17 protein-coding genes and 1 pseudogene are annotated in these 21770 nt (G+C 64.2%); 4 read left to right on the top strand and 14 right to left on the bottom strand.

Translation table 11 applies throughout. The features are described 5' to 3' along the window. Positions 1-6: 6 nt before the first annotated feature. From PSH81_RS12445 to PSH81_RS12410, 8 genes are read right to left on the bottom strand one after another with little or no spacing between them, the layout of a single operon-like run. Positions 7-786, bottom strand: coding sequence for a 2-keto-4-pentenoate hydratase (locus tag PSH81_RS12445; protein ID WP_305392639.1), 780 nt, complete (start codon positions 784-786; stop codon positions 7-9). Next, the gene (locus tag PSH81_RS12440) at positions 783-2390 is read right to left on the bottom strand and encodes a bifunctional 3-(3-hydroxy-phenyl)propionate/3-hydroxycinnamic acid hydroxylase (RefSeq protein WP_226457059.1); all 1608 of its coding nucleotides are present in this window, start codon (positions 2388-2390) and stop codon (positions 783-785) included. Before PSH81_RS12440 ends, PSH81_RS12445 begins: the two co-directional genes overlap by 4 nt. A gap of 60 nt (positions 2391-2450) precedes the next feature. Next, entirely contained in the window at positions 2451-3053 is a 603-nt protein-coding gene (locus PSH81_RS12435) for an amino acid synthesis family protein (protein ID WP_192300972.1), read from the bottom strand. 10 nt (positions 3054-3063) lie between these two features. Continuing rightward, complete coding sequence (locus tag PSH81_RS12430) at positions 3064-3522, bottom strand: VOC family protein (protein WP_192300973.1); 459 nt, start codon at positions 3520-3522, stop codon at positions 3064-3066. 11 nt (positions 3523-3533) lie between these two features. Beyond that, a complete protein-coding gene (locus tag PSH81_RS12425) occupies positions 3534-4574 on the bottom strand; it encodes a YCF48-related protein (RefSeq protein WP_305392638.1) in 1041 nt (346 codons plus the stop codon). A 12-nt stretch (positions 4575-4586) separates the two neighbouring features. Further along, positions 4587-5381, bottom strand: a complete 795-nt coding sequence (locus PSH81_RS12420) for an SDR family NAD(P)-dependent oxidoreductase (protein ID WP_192300975.1) — start codon at positions 5379-5381, stop codon at positions 4587-4589. A gap of 27 nt (positions 5382-5408) precedes the next feature. Continuing rightward, the gene (locus tag PSH81_RS12415) at positions 5409-6899 is read right to left on the bottom strand and encodes an aldehyde dehydrogenase family protein (RefSeq protein ID WP_226457057.1); all 1491 of its coding nucleotides are present in this window, start codon (positions 6897-6899) and stop codon (positions 5409-5411) included. Between the two features lie 11 nt (positions 6900-6910). Then, on the bottom strand, positions 6911-8452 hold the full coding sequence (locus tag PSH81_RS12410) for an acetolactate synthase large subunit (protein WP_305392637.1): 1542 nt from the start codon (positions 8450-8452) through the stop codon (positions 6911-6913). A 209-nt stretch (positions 8453-8661) separates the two neighbouring features. On the opposite strand from PSH81_RS12410, the gene PSH81_RS12405 reads away from it, so the two are divergent. Next, on the top strand, positions 8662-9420 hold the full coding sequence (locus tag PSH81_RS12405; RefSeq protein WP_192300978.1) for an IclR family transcriptional regulator: 759 nt from the start codon (positions 8662-8664) through the stop codon (positions 9418-9420). Positions 9421-9425: 5 nt separating this feature from the next. Here the strand turns inward: PSH81_RS12405 and PSH81_RS12400 are convergent, their stop codons facing one another. The 4 genes from PSH81_RS12400 to PSH81_RS12385 all read right to left on the bottom strand — a co-directional run bounded on the left by PSH81_RS12400 (position 9426) and on the right by PSH81_RS12385 (position 15150). Further along, a complete protein-coding gene (locus PSH81_RS12400; RefSeq protein WP_305392636.1) occupies positions 9426-10751 on the bottom strand; it encodes a hypothetical protein in 1326 nt (441 codons plus the stop codon). Positions 10752-10840: 89 nt separating this feature from the next. Then, positions 10841-12190: an aminotransferase class III-fold pyridoxal phosphate-dependent enzyme gene (locus PSH81_RS12395; RefSeq protein ID WP_305392635.1), complete on the bottom strand. Its 1350-nt coding sequence runs from the start codon at positions 12188-12190 to the stop codon at positions 10841-10843. Between the two features lie 11 nt (positions 12191-12201). Beyond that, positions 12202-13623 carry an aldehyde dehydrogenase family protein gene (locus PSH81_RS12390; protein WP_305392634.1) on the bottom strand — a complete coding sequence of 474 codons (1422 nt, stop codon included), beginning with the start codon at positions 13621-13623 and terminating at the stop codon, positions 12202-12204. 78 nt (positions 13624-13701) lie between these two features. Then, positions 13702-15150, bottom strand: a complete 1449-nt coding sequence (locus tag PSH81_RS12385; RefSeq protein WP_305392633.1) for an APC family permease — start codon at positions 15148-15150, stop codon at positions 13702-13704. Positions 15151-15415: 265 nt separating this feature from the next. On the opposite strand from PSH81_RS12385, the pseudogene PSH81_RS27535 reads away from it, so the two are divergent. From PSH81_RS27535 to PSH81_RS12375, 3 genes and pseudogenes are all read left to right on the top strand, one after another. Then, positions 15416-16561 (top strand): annotated as a pseudogene (locus PSH81_RS27535) (methyl-accepting chemotaxis protein); the annotation flags it as partial. 63 nt (positions 16562-16624) lie between these two features. After that, positions 16625-17467 carry a methyl-accepting chemotaxis protein gene (locus PSH81_RS27530; RefSeq protein WP_370694912.1) on the top strand — a complete coding sequence of 281 codons (843 nt, stop codon included), beginning with the start codon at positions 16625-16627 and terminating at the stop codon, positions 17465-17467. 78 nt (positions 17468-17545) lie between these two features. Further along, positions 17546-19039: an MFS transporter gene (locus PSH81_RS12375; protein ID WP_226457050.1), complete on the top strand. Its 1494-nt coding sequence runs from the start codon at positions 17546-17548 to the stop codon at positions 19037-19039. On the opposite strand, the gene PSH81_RS12370 is transcribed toward PSH81_RS12375, so the two are convergent. Together PSH81_RS12370 and PSH81_RS12365 are read right to left on the bottom strand one after the other, a co-directional pair. Continuing rightward, positions 19036-20484, bottom strand: coding sequence for an APC family permease (locus PSH81_RS12370; RefSeq protein WP_305392631.1), 1449 nt, complete (start codon positions 20482-20484; stop codon positions 19036-19038). The two genes, PSH81_RS12375 and PSH81_RS12370, sit on opposite strands and share 4 nt — an antisense overlap. 198 nt (positions 20485-20682) lie before the next feature. Continuing rightward, positions 20683-21645, bottom strand: coding sequence for a helix-turn-helix domain-containing protein (locus PSH81_RS12365; protein WP_226457048.1), 963 nt, complete (start codon positions 21643-21645; stop codon positions 20683-20685). Positions 21646-21770 lie beyond the last annotated feature (125 nt).

The raw sequence follows: 21770 nt of genomic DNA, 5'->3' as shown, positions 1-21770 counted from the left end.
TGGTGTTCACACTGGGACGGTATCAACCGTGAAAACCAAAGCCAGTTCCGTGCCAAACATCCGCAAGCGGTACGTGGTCGGCTGGATCGCCATCGGCGCCAGCAACGCCCCGGACAGCACCACCTGCCCCGCCTCCACCGGTTGACCGTCAGCCAGCAGGCGGCGGATCAGCCAGCACAGGTTGATCAGCGGCGGGTCCTCGCGCTCGGCGGTATTGCCCTCGCCGCACAGCGCGCCGGCACACTCCAGGCGATAGTCGACGCCGCTGTGTAGCAACGGATCAAACGGCGTGCGCGGCCCGATGCAATACAGCCCTGCCGCCGCGTTGTCGGCCAGGAATGCCCCGGCGCCGAACACCCAGCCTTGCCAGCGGCAATCGGCGATCTCGAAGGCCGGCGCCACCTCGCCGATGGCGGCCAGGATGTCCTCGTCACGGTATTCACCGGGCGCCAGGCTGCGGCCCATGATGATCGCCACTTCAATCTCCAGCTTGGGCTGGATCAGCCGCGACATGGCCACTGGTGTGCCGGGCGCGATGTGCATCGGCGTGGTCAGCGCGCCATACACCGGCTGGTCGAGGCCAAAACGCTGTTGCGCGGCGCGGCCGGCGAAGGCGATTTTCCAGCCGCTCAGGCGCTCGCCTGCTTCCTGGCGTGCCTCCAGGCCCAGGCGTTGCAGCGCGTAGCCGGAATACACGTCCAGCGCATCCGCCGGCAGCGCTGGCAAGGCCTGCGCGCTATGCGTGGCCTGGCGCAAGCGGTTGAGCAATTCGTTGTTGCCATTCATGAGAGTTGCTCCGCCAGTTTGCGCAGCACGCCGTCGAGCCGCTCGGGGGTGGTAATGGCGGCGACAAACCGATCCGGTCGCACCACCACAATGCAATCGCGCACCCTGGAGAACCATTCGCCCAGGCGGTTATCCACGTCTTCCACACTGAGGGCCGCTGCGGCCGTCAATGGCTGGCCGCGCCCCAGGCCGCTGCGCGAACGGTTGACCTGGATAAACCGCGTATCCCAGCGCGCCCAATACGCGGCCATTTCGCCACTGAGATGCGCGTGTGGGTTGACCCGGTAACCGAGCACCGCATACGAGTTGCCCAGCACATCGTCCAGGCGTCGGCGCTGGCCCTGGGCATCTTCGATATGCGGCTGCACAAACAGTTGGCCGACCAGATCGTCCTCGCGCAATTCGGCACGTTCGTGATGCACCAGGCCCTTGGTGATGGTTGCCTTGGGTTTGAACTTGAACTCCAGCAAATGCGAACGCAGGTTGTCGACGCTGTTCACCGCTTGGAACAACCAGTCGCGCACCCCGGCCATCAACGGATTGGTCAGGCCCAGCACCGCGCCCATGTTGTCGGCCAGGGCCACCAGTTCGGTCGCGTGGCCACGGCGTTCCTGGTCGTAGCTGGCAAGAATCCCGTGGGCGGCGCGGCCCTGGAGGATCGCGGCGAGTTTCCAGGCCACGTTGGCCACGTCCCGCAGCCCGGAATTGAGGCCCTGGCCGGCCCACGGTGGCGAGATATGTGCGGCGTCGCCCACCAAGGCCACGCGGCCCTGGACAAACCGCGCCGCGACCCGCGAATGGTGGGTGTAGGCGCGGATGCGGATGATGTTGAGTGAGTCCACCGCATCGCCGATATGCCCACGGATCAGGTCGCGGATGGTGTGCTCTTCGCACATCTTCGCTTCGTCTTCGCCCTCCAGCAGCATGAACTCCCAGCGCCGCTGCTGGTACGGCAGGTAAATGCACACGAACGGCCGTTGCGGGTCGGCATGCAAGGCGGTATAGGGCGCATCCAGGGTGTCGTTGGCCGTGTCGACCACCACCCATTTGCGCGCATGGGTCAGCCCCAGCAGCTCGATACCGAGCTTCTTGCGCACGGTGGAACGCCCGCCGTCGGCGCCGATCACGTAATCGGCACGCAGTTGATAGGTCTCGCCCTGGGCATCGCGCACCTGCAAGGTCACGCCTTCGCCGTCCTGCTCCAGTTCGAGCATTTCATGGCCTTGGCGCAACTCGACACTGGCGTGCTGGCCAAGGGTTTCGCGCAGCGTGCCTTCCAGCAACTGCTGCATGAAGATATTGCGCATCGGCCAACCGTAATGGGCGGTGCTCGGCTTGACCTCGGCGAAGCACACGCCGCGTGCGTTGTAATAACGCAGCGGCACATCGCAGATCATGTCGCGTGCGGCCAGTTCGGCGATGCCGATGCCTTGCAGTACGCGCAGGGCCTCGTCATCCATGCCGACCGCGCGCGGGTACGGCAAGATGCAGTCGGCGAGTTCAAGGACGACGCAGTCGACACCGTACATCCCCATATAGTGTGCGGCTGTGATCCCGTTGGGGCCGCCGCCGACAATGACAACTTGGGTCTTCTGCTGCTTCATCGCTTATCACCGCTTTCTTGTTGTGGTTTTAATCTGCGCCGCCGAAGCCGCACGCGTGTATCAGTGCAGCCCATCCAGCCCTTTGACCTCGTCGGCCTGCAAGCCGCCCAGGCGTGCATGCAAACGCCCGCGAGTGGCGAAAGCCCAGATGATAATCACCTCGTCTGGCGCCGGGCCGTCACCAAACATCAGCGACATGCTGTCGTAGTGGGAGCGCACATACAGGGCATCCTTGTGTGCCAGCGGTACATCAATGGTGGAACCCGGCCCACCGCGCTTGCCGGTAGACGGCACCCACGATTTGCCTCCGCCCAGCGCCACGCGCACCGGGTCGGCCGCCGGGTTGGTGAGGAACGCGTTGCCATGTTCGTACTCGCCCTGGCTGCCCACCAGGCAGGCCTTGCCGTAGCTGACGATGTCGTGCTGGCCGGCCAGCGCCTGGATACGGCGGCCGAACTCTTCGCCCAACAGCGGCGACGGCTCCACCAGCTCGGCCAGCGACTCGCTGTAGCGCCCGGCATAGGGGTTGGCGATCACCGCCGCGACGGCGTACTTGAACAACGGCTCGCCATCGGCCAACTGGCCGGTTTCATTGGCCAGGGTTTCTTCGACAAAGCTGTACCATTTGCGGATGTGATAGGTGGCGAAATTCGCAGTTTTCATCAGGCTTGCCTCACAGAGGGTCGAGTGGGTCGAGTTTGAAATGTCGGCTGGGCGCGCCCGCTTCCTTGAACCGCGCCTTGCCACGCGCATCGTCGTGTTCGGTCTCCAGGAAAAACTCCATGCGGTTGCCGTCCGGGTCGTTGAAGTACACGCCATGGCCGATTTCGTGGTCGGTGATTTTCACCACCTCCACGCCCTTGCCCAGCAACATGCCGTACAGCTGGCGCAAGGTGGTCATGTCCCCGGCGATTTCCAGGCCGTAGTGCTGCAACCCCATGCCGCCCTGGTGGGCACCGGGGTCGGCACGGATCAACGCAATGTCGTGATGCTTGGTGCCAAACGCCATCATCACCCAGCTTTCGCCACGGGCACTTTCGTGCATGCCCAGGATGTCGGCGTACCAACGGGCCGACACGTCAGGGTCACTGACCCACAGCGATAAGTGCGTACGAAGGATGTCGACTTTCATCGCGGGCCACCTCAGCTTTTTTTGACGATGGATTGATGCCCGGCCTTGATCTGCGCCACGGCAGGCGTCCACAGCACATCGGCGATTTCGCTGAAATCGCGCCACTGCTTCTGCCAGCCTTCACCGCCATTTTCCGAGGTAAACAAATGCCCGTACTTGGTGCCCGCGACGATCTGCCGTGGGTTAGCCGGGTTGATGGCAATCGCCCACACGCAGGAATTCGGTTGCTGCGGCAGCGGCAGCACTTCCCAGCTGAGCGCGGCATCGCGGGACACCAGGATTTTGCTGGTGGTGCCCGGCGTACCATCGGAAATGCTCAGGTACAGATCGCTTTGCGTGCCCAGCGGCGCGTTCATGGCGCGGATGTAATACAGGCCGAAGGCTTCACGGCCGATAATGCCGGTCCAGGTCAGGCCCTCATCGAGGCTGCGGTAGACCGCGTTGACGCACACCACCACGATGACTTTCTGGCCACCGTTGGGCAGCACCAGGATGTTGTGTACGTCCGAGTTGTAGTCCCACAGCAAGCGGTCATCGACGCGGGTCCAGCTGTCGCCGCCGTCGCGGGAGTGGAACAGGCCACCCTCTTCCAGGCCGAACCACAGCTGGTTGCGGTCGGTCGGGTCGTAGGCGAAGGCCAGCAAGCGCGGGCGGCTGACACCGTCGCAGAACTCGGGGATTTCCACCGGCGCGCGGTCCCAGGTCAGGCCACCGTCGAGGGTGCGCCACAACACCGCGCGCGACGGTGCGCCGGTGCCGACGAAAATCCGCTGGGCGTCCTGCGGGTCGACCGCGACTTTCCACACCGTCTGCCCGTTGAACGGCGAGTTGATGCGCTGCCAGCGGCCGCCGGTGTCGTAGCTGACACACAGGCCCACATCCGTACCGGCGTAGATCACCTCGGGGGTGTCCGGGTGCAGGCTCAACGAGCGGGTGATTGCGTCGAACTCCAGGTCCTGCCCCAGGCCAAGGCGATGCCAGGTCCGGCCATCGTCGGCGCTGCGGATCACCGCCTGCCCGACAGTTGCCACCAAAAGGGTTCCGTTACTCATCGCTGATGCTCCTCAGATGAAGATGCCGCGGGTCAGGCCGCCGTCGATGCCAATGGATTCGCCGGTGACCGCACCGGCCTTGGGGGATGCCAGGAAACCGATCAGCCAGCCCATTTCAATCGGTGCCAGGGTGCGCCGGATCGGCGTGGCGTCGATGTAGCCCTGCTCCACCTCCGCCGGGGTCTTGCCTTGCTTGACCCCTTCACGCTCGTACAGCTCCTGGATGTGCGGGGTATCCACCACGCCTGGGTGAATCAGGTTGACCGTGATACCCGACGGGCCGAGTTGGTCGGACAGGGTCTTGGTCATGTGCGCGATGGCCAGGTTGCGCATGCCCGACAGCACTTTGCTGCCGCGCCCGGTCAGGCCGCCGATGTTGATGATGCGTCCGAAACCACCGGCTTTCATGTGCGGGGTCACGGCCTTGGCGCAGCGGAAGTAGCCGATCACCTTGGTGTTGAGGTCCGACAGCAGTTCGTCGTCGCCGGCATGTTCGATGTCATTGCGCACCACACCGGACGGTGCTGCCGCGCCGTTGACCAGGATGTCGATACGGCCGAAGTGCTTGTAGGCGGCCTCGACCATCTCCGACACGGCCGACATGTCGTTGGTGTCGCAAAACAACGGCAGCACTTCATTGCCGGTCTGCGCGGTGATTTCCTCGGCCGCCAGTTGCAGGAACGCCATGCGCCGCGCGCAGATCACCACCTTGCACCCCTCCTCGGAGAGAAACCGTGCGACTTCCTTGCCGATGCCCATACCACCACCCGTGACGATGGCCACGCGGCCTTTCAATTCCAGATCCATAGCAACTACCTCGTGTGATTATTCAGTTCAGGTCAGATCGACAAACACGCTTTTGGTCTCGGTGTAGGCATCGATCACGTTCTTACCCATTTCCCGGCCCCAGCCGGATTGCTTGTAGCCGCCGAACGGTGAGGCCGCGTCGACCACGTTCCAGCAGTTGATCCACACCGAGCCGGCCTTGAGTTGCGCCGCCACCCGGTGTGCCGAGCGCAGGTCGCGGGTCCACAGGCCTGCGGCGAGGCCGTAGGGCGAGTCGTTGGCGCGTACCACCAGCTCGTCGATTTCGTTCCAGCTCATCACCGTCAGCACCGGGCCGAAGATCTCTTCGCGGGCGACACAGGCACCCTCGGCACGATCGAGGAACACGCTGGGGGCGATGAAGTGACCACGCTCCAGATGCTCCGGGCGTCCGCCGCCACAGATCAGCTCGGCGCCTTCTTCCTGGCCCCGTTGCAGGTAGCCCTTGACCGTATTCAATTGGCGCCCGGACACCAGCGGGCCCATGCTGCTGGCCGGGTCCAGGCCGTTGCCGAGCACGTGGGCGGCGGCATGTTTTTGCAGTTCTTCGAGGACCTGATCCAGCACGCTGGCGTGCACGTACAAACGCGACGCAGCGGTGCACACCTGGCCCTGGTTGTAGAAAATCCCGTCGGCGGCGCCTTTGGCGGCGCGCACGATGTCGGCGTCGGGCAGGATGATGTTTGGCGACTTGCCGCCCAGCTCCAGCGAGACTTTTTTCATGTTGCGCGTGGCCGCCTGGGCGATCAGCCGCCCGACCTGGGTCGAGCCGGTAAAGGCGATCTTGTCGACGTCGGGGTGCTCGGCCAACGGTGCGCCGGTCTCCGCGCCCAGGCCGGTGACCAGGTTGACCACACCGGCGGGGAACCCCGCCTGCTCGATCAACTGCACCAGACGGATCGCCACCAGCGGCGTCTGTTCGGCAGGCTTGAGCACCGCCACGCACCCGGTGGCCAGCGCCGGGCCGAGCTTCCACACGCACATGTTCAGCGGGAAATTCCACGGCACGATCAGCGCGCAGACCCCCACCGGCTCACGCAAGGTGTAGTTGAGCATCGGCGCACCGCTGGCCGGTGACACCGGCAACGTGCTGCCTTCGATCTTGGTCGGCCAGCCGGCGAAGTAACGCAGGATGGTCGCGGCGCTGGCTGCTTCACCACGCGCGGCAGCGATGGGCTTGCCGTTTTCCAGGGTGATCAGTTGCGCCAGCTCTTCGCGGTGCTGGTCGAGCAGGTCCGCCAGGCGGAACAGCAACAGGCCGCGCTGGGCCGGTGACTGCAACGCCCAGGGGCCGGTGAAGGCCGCTCGTGCGGCGGCCACGGCGGCATCCACATCCCGCGCGCCGCCCTGGGCGACTTCGGTCAGGGTGTCTTCGGTCGCCGGGTTTTCCACCGCGAACCGGCGGCCATCGGCGGCGTCCTGCCAGGTGCCGCCGATAAACAAGCGACCCGGTTGCGACAAAAAGGCCTGGACGGCGGGCAATACTTCGAACGTTTTCATGGTCGATTCCTTCACAGCGCCATCTCGATCAGGCACGGGCCGCTGCTGGCAGTGGCGTTGGCCAGCGCGCGTTGCAGTTCGGCATTGGTTTGCACGGTGCAGGCCGGTACGCCGTAGCCTTTGGCCAGGGCTTTCCAGTCGATGCGCGGGCTGTCGAGCACGGTGAGCTTTAGCGCCTCCGGGCCCAGCTCGGTCATGCCGAAACGGCGCAATTCGTTCTGCAAGATCGCGTAGCGATGGTTGGCGGCGATCAGGATCACCACCGGCAATTGCTCGCGGGCGATGCTCCACAGGGTTTGAATGGTGTACTGGGCACTGCCGTCCGATTGCAGGCAGTACACGCGGTTGCCGCGCTCGGCCAGGGCCGCACCGAACCCCACCGGAATGCCCTGACCGATCGCGCCGCCCGTGTTGGTGAGCACCCGGTGCCGTGCGGCGCGAGCCGAAGCGGTGAAAAACGGGTAGCCGCAGGTGCCGCCTTCCACCGAAACAATGCTGTCGTCCGGCAACGAGGCAGCCAGTACCTGGCCTACCGACTGCGGGGTGAGTTCGGCATGCCCCGGCGGCAGTTCGATGCCCTGTGGCGTCGGCACGTAGGCCGGTGCTTGGAGGGCATCGGCGAGCGCGGTCAATGCACCGGCCACGTCGTCGCCGACATCGGCCAACTCCAGCAGGCGCTCACGTTCGGCCAGGCGCGAGGGGATGCCTTCGTAGCCGAAATAGCTGATCGGTTCCGGCACACCGGCGCACACCACCAGGTCGTACTGTTCGAGGATTTCAATCGCCACTTCCGGGAAGTACGGCAGGCGATCCAGGTCCGGCAAGCCACCGCCACGGTAACTCAGGCGCGGAAAGGTCTCGGCAAACAGGCGCACACCCGGCAGTTGTGCCAGGCGCCCCGCCGCTTCCAGGCCCGCCACCGACAGCCCTTCGTCACCGACGATAAACACCAGGCGCAGCCCATCACGCAGGGCCTTGGCGACCGCTTCGATGCGATCGCCGGCAAACCGTCGCACCGGCGGGCGGATCGGCGCGAATACACCGCTGTGGGTCACGGCATGGGCTTGCAGGTCCATCGGCAAAATCAAGCTGGCGATCTGGCCTTTGGCCTGCCAGGCCGCGCGCATTGCTTCCTGCAGGTCGTCGCCAATACCCGACGCGGTGCGCGAAGTGCGCACCCAGCCGGAGACGGCACCGGCCAGAGCCTGGATGTCACTGGCCAACGGCGGGTCGTAGTTGACGTGCCATGAAGCGTGGTCGCCGATCACGTTGACGATGGGCGTGTTGGCCCGGCGGGCGTTGTGCAGGTTGGCGATGCCGTTGGCAAAGCCCGGGCCCAGGTGGGTCAGGGTCATCGCCGGTTTGCCGGCGATGCGGCCGTAGCCGTCGGCGGCCCCGGTGCAGACCCCTTCGAACAACGACAACACCGGCTTGAGTGCAGGTGCGCTGGCCATGGCCGCCACCAAGGGAATTTCGGTGGTTCCGGGGTTGGCGAAGCAGTACTCGATACCGCTTGCCGCTGCCGCATTCACTATCAGTTGCGCACCATTCATTTTCAGCCCTCTTGCTTGAGCGTTTGCAGTGATGAGATTTATCACACACAAATATTCAATCAACAAGTATTTTATTTGTGTTTATCTCATTTATTGAGACTTTTGAGACTTTTAGACGGCGAATAATCTGCCAAATATTGCGTTTTTCTCTCACTGCGGTAGTGTTGCGCCAGCCCGACGCAGCACGTCCCCCCTTTTCTAGGAACGAAATGAGTAGCCTGAGCAAATTGCTGAGTGTCCTGGACCTGTTCGGTCCACAGACGTTGAAGATCGACCCCGACACCATCGCCGAGCGCATGGGCCTGTCACGGGCAACGGTGTACCGCTACGTCAAGGATCTGTGTGACGCCGGCCTGCTGACCCGCGTGGACGCCGGCAGCTATGGCTTGGGCCCGCGGGTGATCGAGCTGGACTGGAAAATGCGCCAGTACGACCCGATCCTCGTCGCCGGTCGCGAGTTGATGCACGAGCTGTCCGCGCAGACCGGCCTGGCGGTGTTTGCCAGCGTGTTTTACGACGGGCGCATCATCAACACCTACATTGCCGAACCTACCGACACCTATCACTTTGCATTCGGGCGCGGGCAGCCGCTGCCGTTCTTCCGGGGGGCGCAATCGAAGGTGTTGATCGCGTTCCAGAAAGGCCGCCGCCTGCAACGCCTGTTCGACGAGCACATGGCCAACGACCCCGCCAGCCCCTATGACTGGGCGGGGTTCAACAAGGCCGCGAAAAAGATCCGCAAGGACGGCTACTGCCTGACCCACGACGAACTCAACCTGGGCCTGACCGGGATCGCCGCGCCCATCATCCAGACCGACCTCGACGAAGTGGTCGGCAGCCTGTCGGCCGTCGGCAGCACGCAAAGCTTCAAGCTGCTGCGCCAGGAGACCGTGATCGAAATGGTCATGGACACCACGCGGCGCATCGCCGACAACATGCGCAACCCGCCCGCCACCCCGGCGGCCTGAGCGACTCAGAACGGCACGGCGACGGTCACCTGGCTGTACACGTTGGTGCCGTTGCTCCCCACCTGATTGCCGCCCGAGCTGGCGTCCTGTTGCGGTTTGTACAGGCCGACCAGCGGGGTGATGATCAAGTGCGGGTTCACCGCCCACTCGGCATACAGGTCCAGCTCGCGGGCGTTGAGGTTCAGTGCGTTGGCCTTGCGCACCGTATCGAAATCGAAGAACAGCGCGCCCAGGGTCAGGTTTTCCAGGGGGGTCGCCTTGAGGCCCAGGTGCTGTACGCGCGTGTTGCTGTTGAACGGCCCGCTGTAGTTACTGGCGACTTCGCCCTGCAACCAGGTGCCGTAGCCCTGGCTCAGGCCAGTGAACAGCGAATCCCACTTTTGTGAATAGCGCGCATAGCGGTAGGTCAGCTTGGGCGCCCAGGCCGTGTCGGCGAAGGTGTAGCCGGCTTCACCGTACCAGGCGTTTTGCGGCCCGGCGTCCTTGTCCTGCCAGGCATACTCGAACGCCAGGCTGACGTTGGGCATGCCTGCGTCGCCCTCCCCGCGCAGGCTGTAGACATTCATGCCTTTGCGCTGGCGTTGAAAGTCGCTGGCCCACCGCTCGTTGACGTCGATGCCGTGGACCCAGGTCAACCCCAGCGTGCCCGGTTTGGCGGTGTACTCCAGGGTGCCGGCGGCCAGTTCGGTTTCGGCCTGGGCGCGGTTGTCGGACTTGAGCCAGAGCAGGCTGCCATGCAGGCCCTCCTGCCCGCCGAGGCGCACAAATGCGGTCTGGTCGAACGCATGCCGCGCCGCCAGGTAAAACGCGCCACCCCGGTTCAGCTGGCCATCGGCGGGGCCCTTGCCCAGGTTCGGCCCGTCATCGTTGATCAGGAAACCGCGGCCCAGCTTGACTACCTGGCGCCCGGCGGAAATATCCACGCCGTCCTTGCCCAGGGCCGGGAACAGATCCCCGGAACGCCAGCCGAGGTAGGCGTCTTCGATCTTGGTGGTGCGCTCGGTGCCCAGGGTGTTGCCAGCCGGGTCACCGTCGCCCCAGGTTGCGGAGCTGAGCAGCGCAAAGGCGCCATACGCCGTGCCATTGCCCGCCAGGGCCTGGTCGCCGCTCAGGCCGTATTTGATAAAACCTTCGCGCCAGGTCGAACCGCCGGACGTGCCGTCATAGTTCTTGCGACTGTTGAAGTGCCCGAACACGGCGGTCATGTCGGCGTTGAGATGCCGGCTTTCATCACTGTACAACTCATAGGCCTGGGCCTGGTTGAGGGCGCACAGCGCCAACGTGCACACAAGTGTGCGGCCGAAAACCGGACGACGCGATGGATAGCGCATGGCTGAAGCTCCTTGGGGGCGCCTTTGATAGGCTGTCTCAGATAGGGATGTGACGTCGGTGCGGGCGGGCCGCACCGAATGCGCGGGAACTAGCCGCAGCGGGCGAATGCCGCTTCCAGCGCCGACACCATCAAGCCCGCCTCGTCGCGGGTGAGGGTCAATGGCGGCGAGAGGATGATCTTGTTGCCGATCGGCCGTACCAGCACTCCGGCACGGCGCGCCTCGTCGGCGATGCGTGACGGTTGGCCCGCGGCCGGGTCGAGGGGCTGGCGGCTACGTTTGTCGCTGACCAGGTCCAGGGCAATCATCAGGCCCTTGCCGCGCACCTCACCCACCACCGCGTAGCGTTCAACCAGTGGCTGCAGTTGTTCCAGCAGCTGCGCACCCACCTTGGCGGCGTTACCCGGCAGGTCTTCGGCTTCGACGATATCCAGCACCGCCAGCGCCGCCGCACACGCGGTCGGGTGCCCGCTGTAGGTGTAGCCGTGCATGATCATGTGGCTGAAACCCTGGCCGTTCTCGATGGCATCGGCGATGCGCTGGTTGAACAGCGTGGCGCCCAGCGGGATGTAACCGGCGGTGATGCCCTTGGCCAGGCACAGGATGTCCGGTGCCACGCCCCAGCCGCGACTGCCGAGCATGCAGCCCGAACGCCCGAAGCCAGTGACCACTTCGTCGGCAATCAACAGAATGCCGTGGCGGTCGCACACCTCGCGCAAACGCGGCCAATAGTCGGCCGGAGGCACGATCACCCCGCCCGCCCCTTGCACGGGCTCGGCGATCAAGGCCGCGATGGTCTGGGCGCCGAGCAACGCGATCTGCTCTTCCAACTGGCGGATGCAGTGCGCGGTCAGCGCTTGGGGATCGCGGCAATCCCAGGGGTTGCGATACAGCCAGGGCGTGTCGAGCAAGTGGCAACCGGCGAGGAGTTGGCCGTGGTTGTAGTGGTACACCCCATTGCCGCCCACCGAGGTGCCGCCCATGTGCACGCCGTGATAGCCGTTGCGCAGGGACAGGAAGCGCGTACGCCCGGGCTCGCCGCTGGCGATCCAGTATTGCCGGGCCATTTTCAGCGCGGTCTCGACCGCATCCGAACCACCAGAACTGAACAACACCCGCGCCATGCGCTCCTGGGCGAACATGCCGGTCAGCCGTTCGGCCAGGTCAAACACCCGAGGGTGGGCAATGCCGTCGAAAGTCTGGTAATACGCCAGCTCATCCAACTGTGCGGCAATCGCCGCCTTCACGCTGGCGCGGTTGTGCCCGATGTTGACGTTCCACAGCCCGCCCACGCCATCGAGCATGCGCTGGCCGTCGATGTCGGTGATGTAGTTGCCGTCGCCCCGGGCGATGACCAGGGTTTTGTCACGGTGCGGCGCGGCGCTGGAGCCCATGGGGTGCCAGAATTTTTTTTCGGCGTTCTTGTATTTCTCGTACATGCTCATGTTCCTTATTCAGCCTCGCGCTTGCGCACAAACAGCAGTTGTTGTCCGGTGAATTCCAGCAGCCCTTCCAGGCCGAACTCGACGCCAAACCCGGACATCTTGCTGCCGCCAAACGGTGTATTCGGTTGGATCTGGGCGTGGCAGTTGACCCACGCCACACCGCTTTCCAGGCGGCTGGCCAAGGCCTCGGCCTGCGCGACATCCGGCCCCCACACTGAGCCGCCGAGGCCCATGTCGCCCGCATTGGCGCGTTGCAGCACATCCTCGACATCGCGGTAGGCGATCAACGGCAATACCGGGCCGAATTGTTCTTCATCCACCAGGCGCTGGCCGTCGGTAACGTCCGCGACCAATGTCGGCGGATAGAAGTAGCCGGCATGATCCAGGCGCGCGCCACCACACAGCACCCGGCCACCCTGGGCCCGTGCGTCGGCGACCAGCGCTTCCACCAGTTGCAGTTGTTCCAGGTTCTGTACCGGGCCGAAGGTCACGCCCGCGTCGAGGCCATCGCCCACCACCTGGCGCGCGGCAATTTGCGTCAGCGCCTCGCAAAACGCTGCGTATTGCGATTCGTGGATGTACAGGCGCTTGAGCGCGGCGCAGGTCTGGCCCATGTTGAGAAAGGCCGCCTGGAAAATTGCCTCGGCCACCGCGTCCACCGGGGTGCCGGGCAACACGATGGCAGCGTCGTTGCCGCCCAGTTCCAGGGTCAGGCGCTTGAGGTTGCCTGCCGCGCCACGCATCACGCTTTGCCCGGTGGCGGTGGAACCGGTAAACACGATTTTCTGGATGCCGGTGTGGGAAGTGATCGCGCTGCCAAAGCCTTGCTCGCCGGTCACACAATTGATCACGCCGTTTGGCACATGCCGGGCGATGATCTCCACCAGGCCCAGGGTGCTCAGCGGAGTCAGGCTCGATGGCTTGCTGATCACGCAGTTGCCCGCCCGCAGCGCCGGCATGATGTGCCACACGGCGATCATGAACGGCCAGTTCCACGGTGTGATCGAGGCCACCACGCCCAATGGCTTGCGGTGCAGCTCGATGCGTTGCGTCGGCGTTTCCTCGACCAACTCCACGGCGATTTCCTGCCCGGCCGCGTAGCGGGTCCAGGCGGCGGCGCCCATGACTTCGGAGAACGCCAGCTCCAGCGGCTTACCTTGCTCTTGCACGATCAGCCGGGCCAGGGCGTCGGCTTCCTGCTCGATGTCGGTGGCGATGGCCAGCAAGCGCTGGCAACGGTCGGCGTGGCTGCTGTGGCGCCAGGTCTTGAACGCGGCTTGCGCGGCGTCGACGGCCTGGTCGAGTTGCGCCAGCGAGCCCGCCGGGCATTGGGCGAACGCCTTGCCGGTGGCCGGGTTGATTACGTCGAAGCAACCCTGATCACCCGCCACTGGCAGGCCGTTGATATGCATCATGTAGTTTTGCATTGGAAACCTTCCTTTCACACACTGACGGGCCGCGCCAACTGGCGGCGGCCCGGTTTTACCTGGGTCATCGAGTACGGCTTAGAGCTTGTGGCTGCCCAACGCGTGGAAACGCTGTGGCGAGATTTTGCGCAGGCGAGCGGCGAGATAGACGCCGATGATCAAGGCCATTGGAATGATCGCGCAGAGGCCGTAGGACAGGACTTTGCTGGCCCCGGTCAGCACGTCGAAGTGCACTACCGCCAGCACCAGCACCGACACCAGCGCCAGGCAGGAAAACCCTGGCAGGATGCGCCCGCGCCACACGCCGACATTCAATTCGGGATGGCGCTGGAAGTACGCGCACACGGCCACCGAAGTCAGCGCCATCAGCAAGATCACACACAGCGTGGCCAGGTTGGAGAACCAGGCGAACAGTTGCAGGATCGGGTCGGCGTCCATCGCCGCGAAAATCAGTACCACCACAGCGGCGATCAGGCTCTGCAACGCCGAGCCCATGTGCGGGCTCTGGTGCACGCGGTGGGTGGTGCCCAGCAGGCTGTGCAGCAAACCGTCGCGGCCAATCGCGTAGAAGTAACGTGCGGCGGCGTTGTGGAAGGCCAACAGCCCGGCGTAGATGCTGACCATGAACAGCACGCGGATCACCTGGGTCAGCTGCGGCCCGACAAAGTGGTCGGACATGCCGTAGATAAAGGTCGTCGGGTCTTGCAGGGACTGCAACAGCGGCACGATCTTGTCCGCGCCGACACCCACCACCATCGCCCACACCGACAACGCATAGAAGCCGCCGATCAACAGCACCGAACAGTAGGTGGCAATCGGGATGGTGCGTTGCGGGTTCTTGGCTTCCTCGCCGTAGATGGTCGTGGCTTCAAAGCCGATAAACGCCGCGAAGCAGAACAGCAGGCCGATGGACGGGGTGCCGCTGAACACACGGCTGCTAGTGAATGCATCGAGGTTGACGCCACTGTCACCGCCGGATTTGAGGATGGCGAAATCCAGGATCAGGATCGCCAGGTACTCGGCAATCACCACCACCGACAGCACCCGTGCCGACAGGTCGATCTTGCGATACCCCAGGATCGCCACACTGGCCATCGCCAACAGCGAATAGGCCCACCACGGCAACTCCAGGCCGAACACACTGGCCATGGTGCCGCTGACCACCCCGCCGAACATGCCGTACAAGCCGACCTGGAGGATGTTGTAGGCAAACATCGCCAGCACCCCCGCCGCACCGCCGGCCAGGCCACCGAGGCCCCGGGAGGTAAAGGCGTAGAAACCACCGGCGTTGGTCAGGTGCTTGGACATGGTGGTGTAGCCCACCGAAAACGCCAGCAGCACCAGCAAGGCCAGGATCAGCAACGCCGGCGTACCGGCGCCGTTGCCAAGCATGATGCCAATGGGAAACCCGCCGGCAATCACACTCAGCGGGCTGGCCGCCGACACCACAAAGAAGATGATGAAGCCGACACCCAGGGCGCCACGCTTGAGCTCCGTGGAGCTGTTGACCGGAATAGAAACACTCATTTTGTTGACCTTATTGTATGAGGCAGTCGCTGTTGGGTTGGTCCGACCACACCGCATCGGCACCGGTTAGCTTGTTGTTTTGGTTGCACGCTGAATTTGATCCTATGCCCGCCCCAAACCCCTCGCTATCCCAAATCGGTAGCATCCGAACCCGCGCCCCAAAACAGGTCAAGCCGCCACCGCCAGCGCTTGCCGATTCGGGATAGCCGCTTATCCAGGCGCCCCGCATGCTCGCGCCATCGTGCTCTCTTCAGGAACCTCAGCCATGCGTTCAACCCATCTCACCCTCCAATGGCGCATCACCCTGTTGAGCGGGCTGTGCCTGCTGACCGTAGTCGGCGCGCTGATCGGTGCCGGCGTGTACCAGAATCAACAAAGCGCCAACCTGCTCAAGCAACAGAGCAGCCAGTTGCTGGGGCAAGCCGCCGTCGAGCGTTTGCAAGCCCAGGCCGTTGCCCAAGGCCTGCGCGTGGAGCGTTTTTTCAACGCAGCGGCGCTGTACAGCGAAGGCTTCGCCGAACAGGTCGTGCACCTGCGCGAGCAGGCACTCAAGGGGCGCCTCAGCGCTGCGCAACTGCGTGAAAGCCTGGTGGAGGTGACCCGCCAGGCGCTGTTCAAGCGCGCGGACGTGCTCGGCCTGTACGTGGTGCTGTTGCCCGGCGCGCTGGCCGGGGCCGATGCGGATTTCGTCGCGCAACCCGCCCTGGCCGGCAACGAAACCGGACGCTTTGCGCTGTACTGGTCGCAAAGCCAGCCGGGGCAACTGGTGCAGGATGTGCTGAGCGAGGCGCAAATCACCGCCAACCATGCGCTGCCCGGCGCCGATCCGGACACCGACTGGTATCGCTGCCCCCAGACGCAACGGCGCACCTGCGTGGTCGAGCCCTACACCAGCCAGGTGGAGGGCCGCGACGTATTGATGAGCAGCATTTCCGTACCGCTGATCGTCAATGGCCAGGTACTCGGCGTGCTGGGCCTGGACGTCAGCCTCGAGACCCTGCAAAAGCTTGCCGCCAACCTCGGCCACGACCTGTACGCGGGGGCCAGCGAGGTGACGATCCTGTCACCCGCCGGCCAGGTGGCCGGGCGCAGCGGTTCGGTCAGCGAGGCCGCCGTGGACGTGGGCCAGGCCCTGCAAACCGTGACGGGCAACCCAGCGTGGCAACTGCAGATCAAAGTACCGCAAGCTCTGGTGCAGGCGCCCGCGCGGCAAATGCAAAGCGAACTGGACAACAAGAACCGCGACGCCAACCGCTTCAATCTGGGCCTGGGCCTGCTGGCCAGCTGCCTGGGCATGCTGCTGATCTGGCTCGCGGCCTACGGCGTGACACGCCCGATATTGAAGGTGGCCAACCTGCTGGATGCGATTGCCGAGGGCGACGGCGACCTCACGCAACGCCTGCCCGCCGGGCGACGCGACGAACTGGGTCGACTCGCCAGTGGCTTCAACCGTTTCCTCGACAAGCTACAACCGATGATGCGCGCCATCCAAAATGCCGCCGTGGAGACCCGCAACCATGCCGACACCTCATCGGGCATTGCCCGCGAGGTCAGCACGGGCATGCAGCGCCAATACCGCGAAGTAGAATTGGCCGCGACCGCGCTGCATCAAATGAGCGCCAGTGCCCAGGAAGTGGCGCGCCATTCCCACAGCGCCGCAGACGCCGCCACCGCCGCCGAAAACGCCAGCCGAACCGGCCAGGCGGTATTCGCCACGGCCGAGCGCAGCATCGACAGCCTCGATCAGCGCCTGGACGGCACCCTCACGCAGGTCACCGCCCTCGCCGACAGCAGCACCCAGATTGGCCAAGTGCTCGATGTAATCAGCGCCATCGCCCAACAGACCAACCTGCTGGCGTTGAACGCGGCCATCGAAGCCGCCAGGGCCGGCGAGCAGGGCCGTGGTTTTGCAGTGGTGGCCGATGAGGTCAGGCACCTGGCGAGCAACACCCAGCGCTCGGTCGAACAGGTGCGCGCGGTGATCGAAACCTTGCAACAGCTCAGCCAGGAAGTGGTGCACAGCACCCAGGCGAGCCGCGAGCAGGCCGGCCACAGCGTGCTCCAGGTGCAACAGACCCGCTCGGCGCTGGAGGCGGTTTCCCAGGCCGTGGATGTGATTGAACAAATGAACCAACAGATCGCCAGCGCGGCCCTGGAACAAAGCACCGTGGTGGAAGACATCAGCCATCGGGTCAGTGACATCCGTGGCATCAGCGAAACACTCAGCCACCAGATGAACGACGCCACGCGAGCCAGTGAATCGCTGCACGCCATGGCCAATCATCAACAGCAATTGGTTGGGCACTTTCGCGTGTAAACGGCACGGCGCCACGCGCGCCGAGCCTGAGTTACAGTAACCTGCCTGCAACGCTTCCCCTGCCTCCGAGTCCCTCCCATGACACTTCCATTGCGCTGGTTGATCCTGGCGATTATTTCCAGCGCCCTGCTGCTGATCGTCATTGACATGACCGTGCTGTATACCGCCCTGCCCACCCTGACCCGCGAGCTGAATGCCTCGCCGTCGCAGAAACTGTGGATCGTCAACATCTACGCACTGATCGCCGCCGGGCTGCTGCTGGGCATGGGCACCCTGGGTGACCGCCTCGGCCACAAGCGCCTGTTTATCGGCGGGCTGGCGGTGTTTGGCGTGTTCTCGCTGGTTGCCGCATTTTCGCCAACCGCCGGCGTGCTGATCGGTGCGCGCGGCTTTCTGGCGGTCGGTGCCGCGATGATGATGCCGGCGACGCTGGCCATCGTGCGGATCACGTTCAGCGACCCACGGGAGCAGGCCATGGCGTTCGGTGTGTGGGCCTCGGTGGCCTCTGGCGGCGCCGCGTTCGGGCCGGTGGTGGGCGGCCTGTTGCTGGAGCATTTCTGGTGGGGCTCGGTGTTTTTGATCAATGTGCCGATCGTGCTGGTGGCGCTGGTCGTCGGCGTTCTACTGATCCCGAATCCGCCCGCAGATACGCAAAAACGGTGGGACTGGCTGGGCTCGTTGCAGGTGATGATCGGTTTGATCAGCCTGGCCTATGCAATCAAGGAGCTCGGCAAGCGCGCCCCCGCCTACAACGGCATGCTGGTGGCGCTGGTCCTCGGTGCGCTGTTCTTGTGGTTGTTCGTACGGCGTCAACGCCGCGCCGCACAACCGATGCTCGACCTGAGCTTGTTCCGCACCGCCGGTTTCAGGAATGCGGTGATCGCAGCCGTGGTGTCGGCCGCCGCACTGATCGGCATGGAGTTGGTGTTCAGTCAGCGCCTGCAACTGGTGCTCGGCCTGTCACCGTTGGAGGCTGCACTGTTTATCCTGCCATTACCCCTGGGTTCCTTCGTCTCCGGCCCCCTGGCCGGTTACTACCTGCCGCGCCTGGGGCACCAGCGCATGCTGTTCTGGACATTGCTGCTGTCTTCTGCCGCGATGCTGGCGTACCTGTTGCTCTACACCGCGCCGGCGTACCTGCAACTCATCAGCCTTGGGGCCTTGGGTTTCACGATTGGCGCGGCGCTGACCGCTTCATCCAGCACCATCATGCTCAGCGTGCCCGCCGACAAGGCCGGCATGGCCGCATCCATCGAGGAAGTGTCGTTTGAGCTGGGCGGCGCGGTCGGTGTGACCCTGGCCGGCAGCCTGTTGTCGGCGATCTATGCGTATGCCGCAGGAGTGGCGATTCCGACGTGGCTGACCCGCGATCCCGTGGCATTCGACAGCCTGGACGATGCCCTGGTGGTCGCCGAAACGCTGGCGCCCGAAGGCCGTGCGATGCTGATTGCCTTTGCCCGCTCAGCGTTTGATGCCGGTTTTGTGCTGGTGTTGGCGGCATCGGCAGCGCTGCTGTTGGTTGCAGCGCTGCTGGTCAAACTGAGCAAGCCGTCAGCCCCCGTCCAGCCTTAGAGCTTGTGACTGCCCAGGGCCTGGAAGCGCTGCGGTGAACGCTTGCGCAGGCGAGCGGCGAGAAACACGCCGCCGAGCAGCGCCGCCGGAATAATCGCGCACAAGGCATAGGACAAAGCCACGCTGGCGCCCGTCAGCACATCGAAATGCACCACCGCCAGCACCAGCACCGCCAGCAGCGCCAGGCACGAGAACCCCGGGAAAATCCGCCCGCGCCACAGCCCGACCTTCAGCTCGGGGTGGCGCCGGAAAAACATCAGCACCGCAGCCGACGTGAGCGCCATCAGCAAGATCACGCACAACGTCGCCAGGTTGGACAGCCAGGCAAACAGTTGCAGGATCGGGTCGGCATCCATCGCCGCGAAAATCAGCACCACCACTGCCGAGATCAGGCTTTGCAACGCCGAGCCCATATGCGGGCTCTGGTGCACGCGGTGGGTGGTGCCCAGCAGGCTGTGCAGCAAGCCGTCGCGGCCAATTGCGTAGAAGTAACGTGCGGCGGCGTTGTGGAAAGCCAACAGCCCGGCGTAGATGCTGACCATGAACAGCACACGGATCACCTGGGTCAGCTGCGGCCCGACAAAGTGGTCGGACATGCCGTAGATAAAGGTCGTCGGGTCTTGCAGGGACTGCAACAGCGGTACGATCTTGTCCGCGCCGACGCCCACCACCATCGACCAGACCGACAACGCATAGAAGCCGCCGATCAACAGCACCGAACAGTAGGTGGCAATCGGGATGGTGCGCTGCGGGTCCCTGGCTTCTTCGCCGTAGATCGTGGTGGCTTCAAAGCCGATAAACGCCGCGAAGCAGAACAGCAGGCCGATCGACGGCGTGCCGCTGAACACATGTGTGCTGTTGAACGCATCGAGGTTGATACCGCTATCACCGCCGGATTTGAGGATGGCGAAATCCAGGATCAGGATCGCCAGGTACTCGGCGATCACCACCACCGACAGCACCCGCGCCGACAGGTCGATCTTGCGATACCCCAGGATCGCCACGCTGGCCATCGCCAGCAACGAATAGGCCCACCACGGCAGCGCCAGGCCGAACACGCTGGCCATGGTGCCGCTGACCACCCCGCCGAACATGCCGTACAAGCCGACCTGGAGGATGTTGTAGGCAAACATCGCCAGTACCCCCGCCGCACCGCCGGCCAGGCCGCCGAGGCCCCGGGAGGTGAAGGCGTAGAAACCACCGGCATTGGTCACATGCCGGGACATGGTGGTGTAGCCCACCGAAAACGCCAGCAGCACCAGCAAGGCCAGGATCAGCAAGGCCGGCGTACCGGCGCCGTTACCCAGCATGATGCCAATGGGAAACCCGCCGGCAATTACACTCAGCGGGCTGGCCGCCGACACTACAAAAAAGATGATGAAGCCGACACCCAGGGCGCCACGCTTGAGCTCCGTGGAGCGGTTGACCGGGAGAGGTACACTCATGTTGTTGACCTTATTGTATGAGGCAGTCGCTGGAGGATCGGCACAGTCAACCGCTCACCGTCACCGAAGGGTTCGTCGTTCTTGTCGCACGCTGGATTCGATCCTATGCCTGCTCACGAACGCCTCGGTAGCCCAAATCGGTCACCCAATGGCTCAACGACACCTGCCCGGCTGGCGCCGGTGATTCCAGGTCTTTGTTCAGACGCGCACGCACCCGGTGATGGCGGCGCGGGTGGTCTGGGACGGTAGCTCGGCGAACAGCTCCTGGTACTCCGCGGCAAAATGGCTGAGGTGATAGAAACCCCATTGGGCGGCGGCGTCGCCGATGGACAGCTCGCGGGCGCGGGTGGTCATCAAGGTGCGGCGTACGCCGTTGAGCCGCACCGAGCGCAGGTAGTTCAGCGGCGTGGTCTCGGCCACCGCGCGAAAGCTGTTTTGCACGGTGCGCCGACTCACCTGCAGGCGCTGGCACAAATCGGTCACGCTGGGCACGTTAAGCAGCTCGGCGGTCGCCAGGCGGTGGCATTTCTCCACAATGAAACTGCGCGTGGAACTGGGGCTGCGCTGTTGCTTGTCGCAGGCCGGGTCGAGCATCAGTTGCAACAACTCGTCGAGCATCGCCTGCTCCAACGCCAACTCCCAGGTGCTGTCGAGGTCGTCGTGCAACAGGGCCTGGGAGAACAGCGCCAGCAAGCGGCGACGCGCCTGGGCGAAACGCTGGGGCGACACCTTGATCACCGGCTGGCGCAGCAACTGGTTGAGCGCCTTCGCCGACGGGGTTTGCTCCAGCGCCTGCTCGAACATTTCACGCTCGAAGGTGATGGACAGCAGCTCCATGCCCATCGGCATATGGAACATGAATTCCTCGCCACCGTGCAGGAAGAACAGGCTGCTGTCGTCCACGTCGCGGCCCTGCATCCGGATCGATCCGGGAACGTTGATGGGCACGGCAAAGCACATCTTGTCGCGGGGGGCCACGCCGTTCTGCACCACACGCTGGTTGATCTGTTCGAGAAACAAGTGACAGCCGGTCGTCGTCAGTTGCATGAGCGTGCTTTCGGCGGAGCCGGCAGTGAGTTGGCTGTAGTCCTGGTTCCACTGCTGAACCGTGGCGGCATGCACGTGGATGTCGCGAAAATGGCTGATCGTCTGGTTTTTCATGGTATCTGGAGCCTCTACCCATATTCTTGTTTTTAGATCGCCGCGCCTTTGGATAGTCGCATATCGCAAAAATCCTGCAAATTGTTTCTGAGATTCCGCGCCTCCCTGGGGCCGACACGCGCAAT

The organism is Pseudomonas sp. FP2335 (assembly GCF_030687535.1).
Taxonomy (GTDB): Bacteria; Pseudomonadota; Gammaproteobacteria; order Pseudomonadales; family Pseudomonadaceae; genus Aquipseudomonas.
This window is presented reverse-complemented; position numbering and strand designations above follow the sequence as displayed.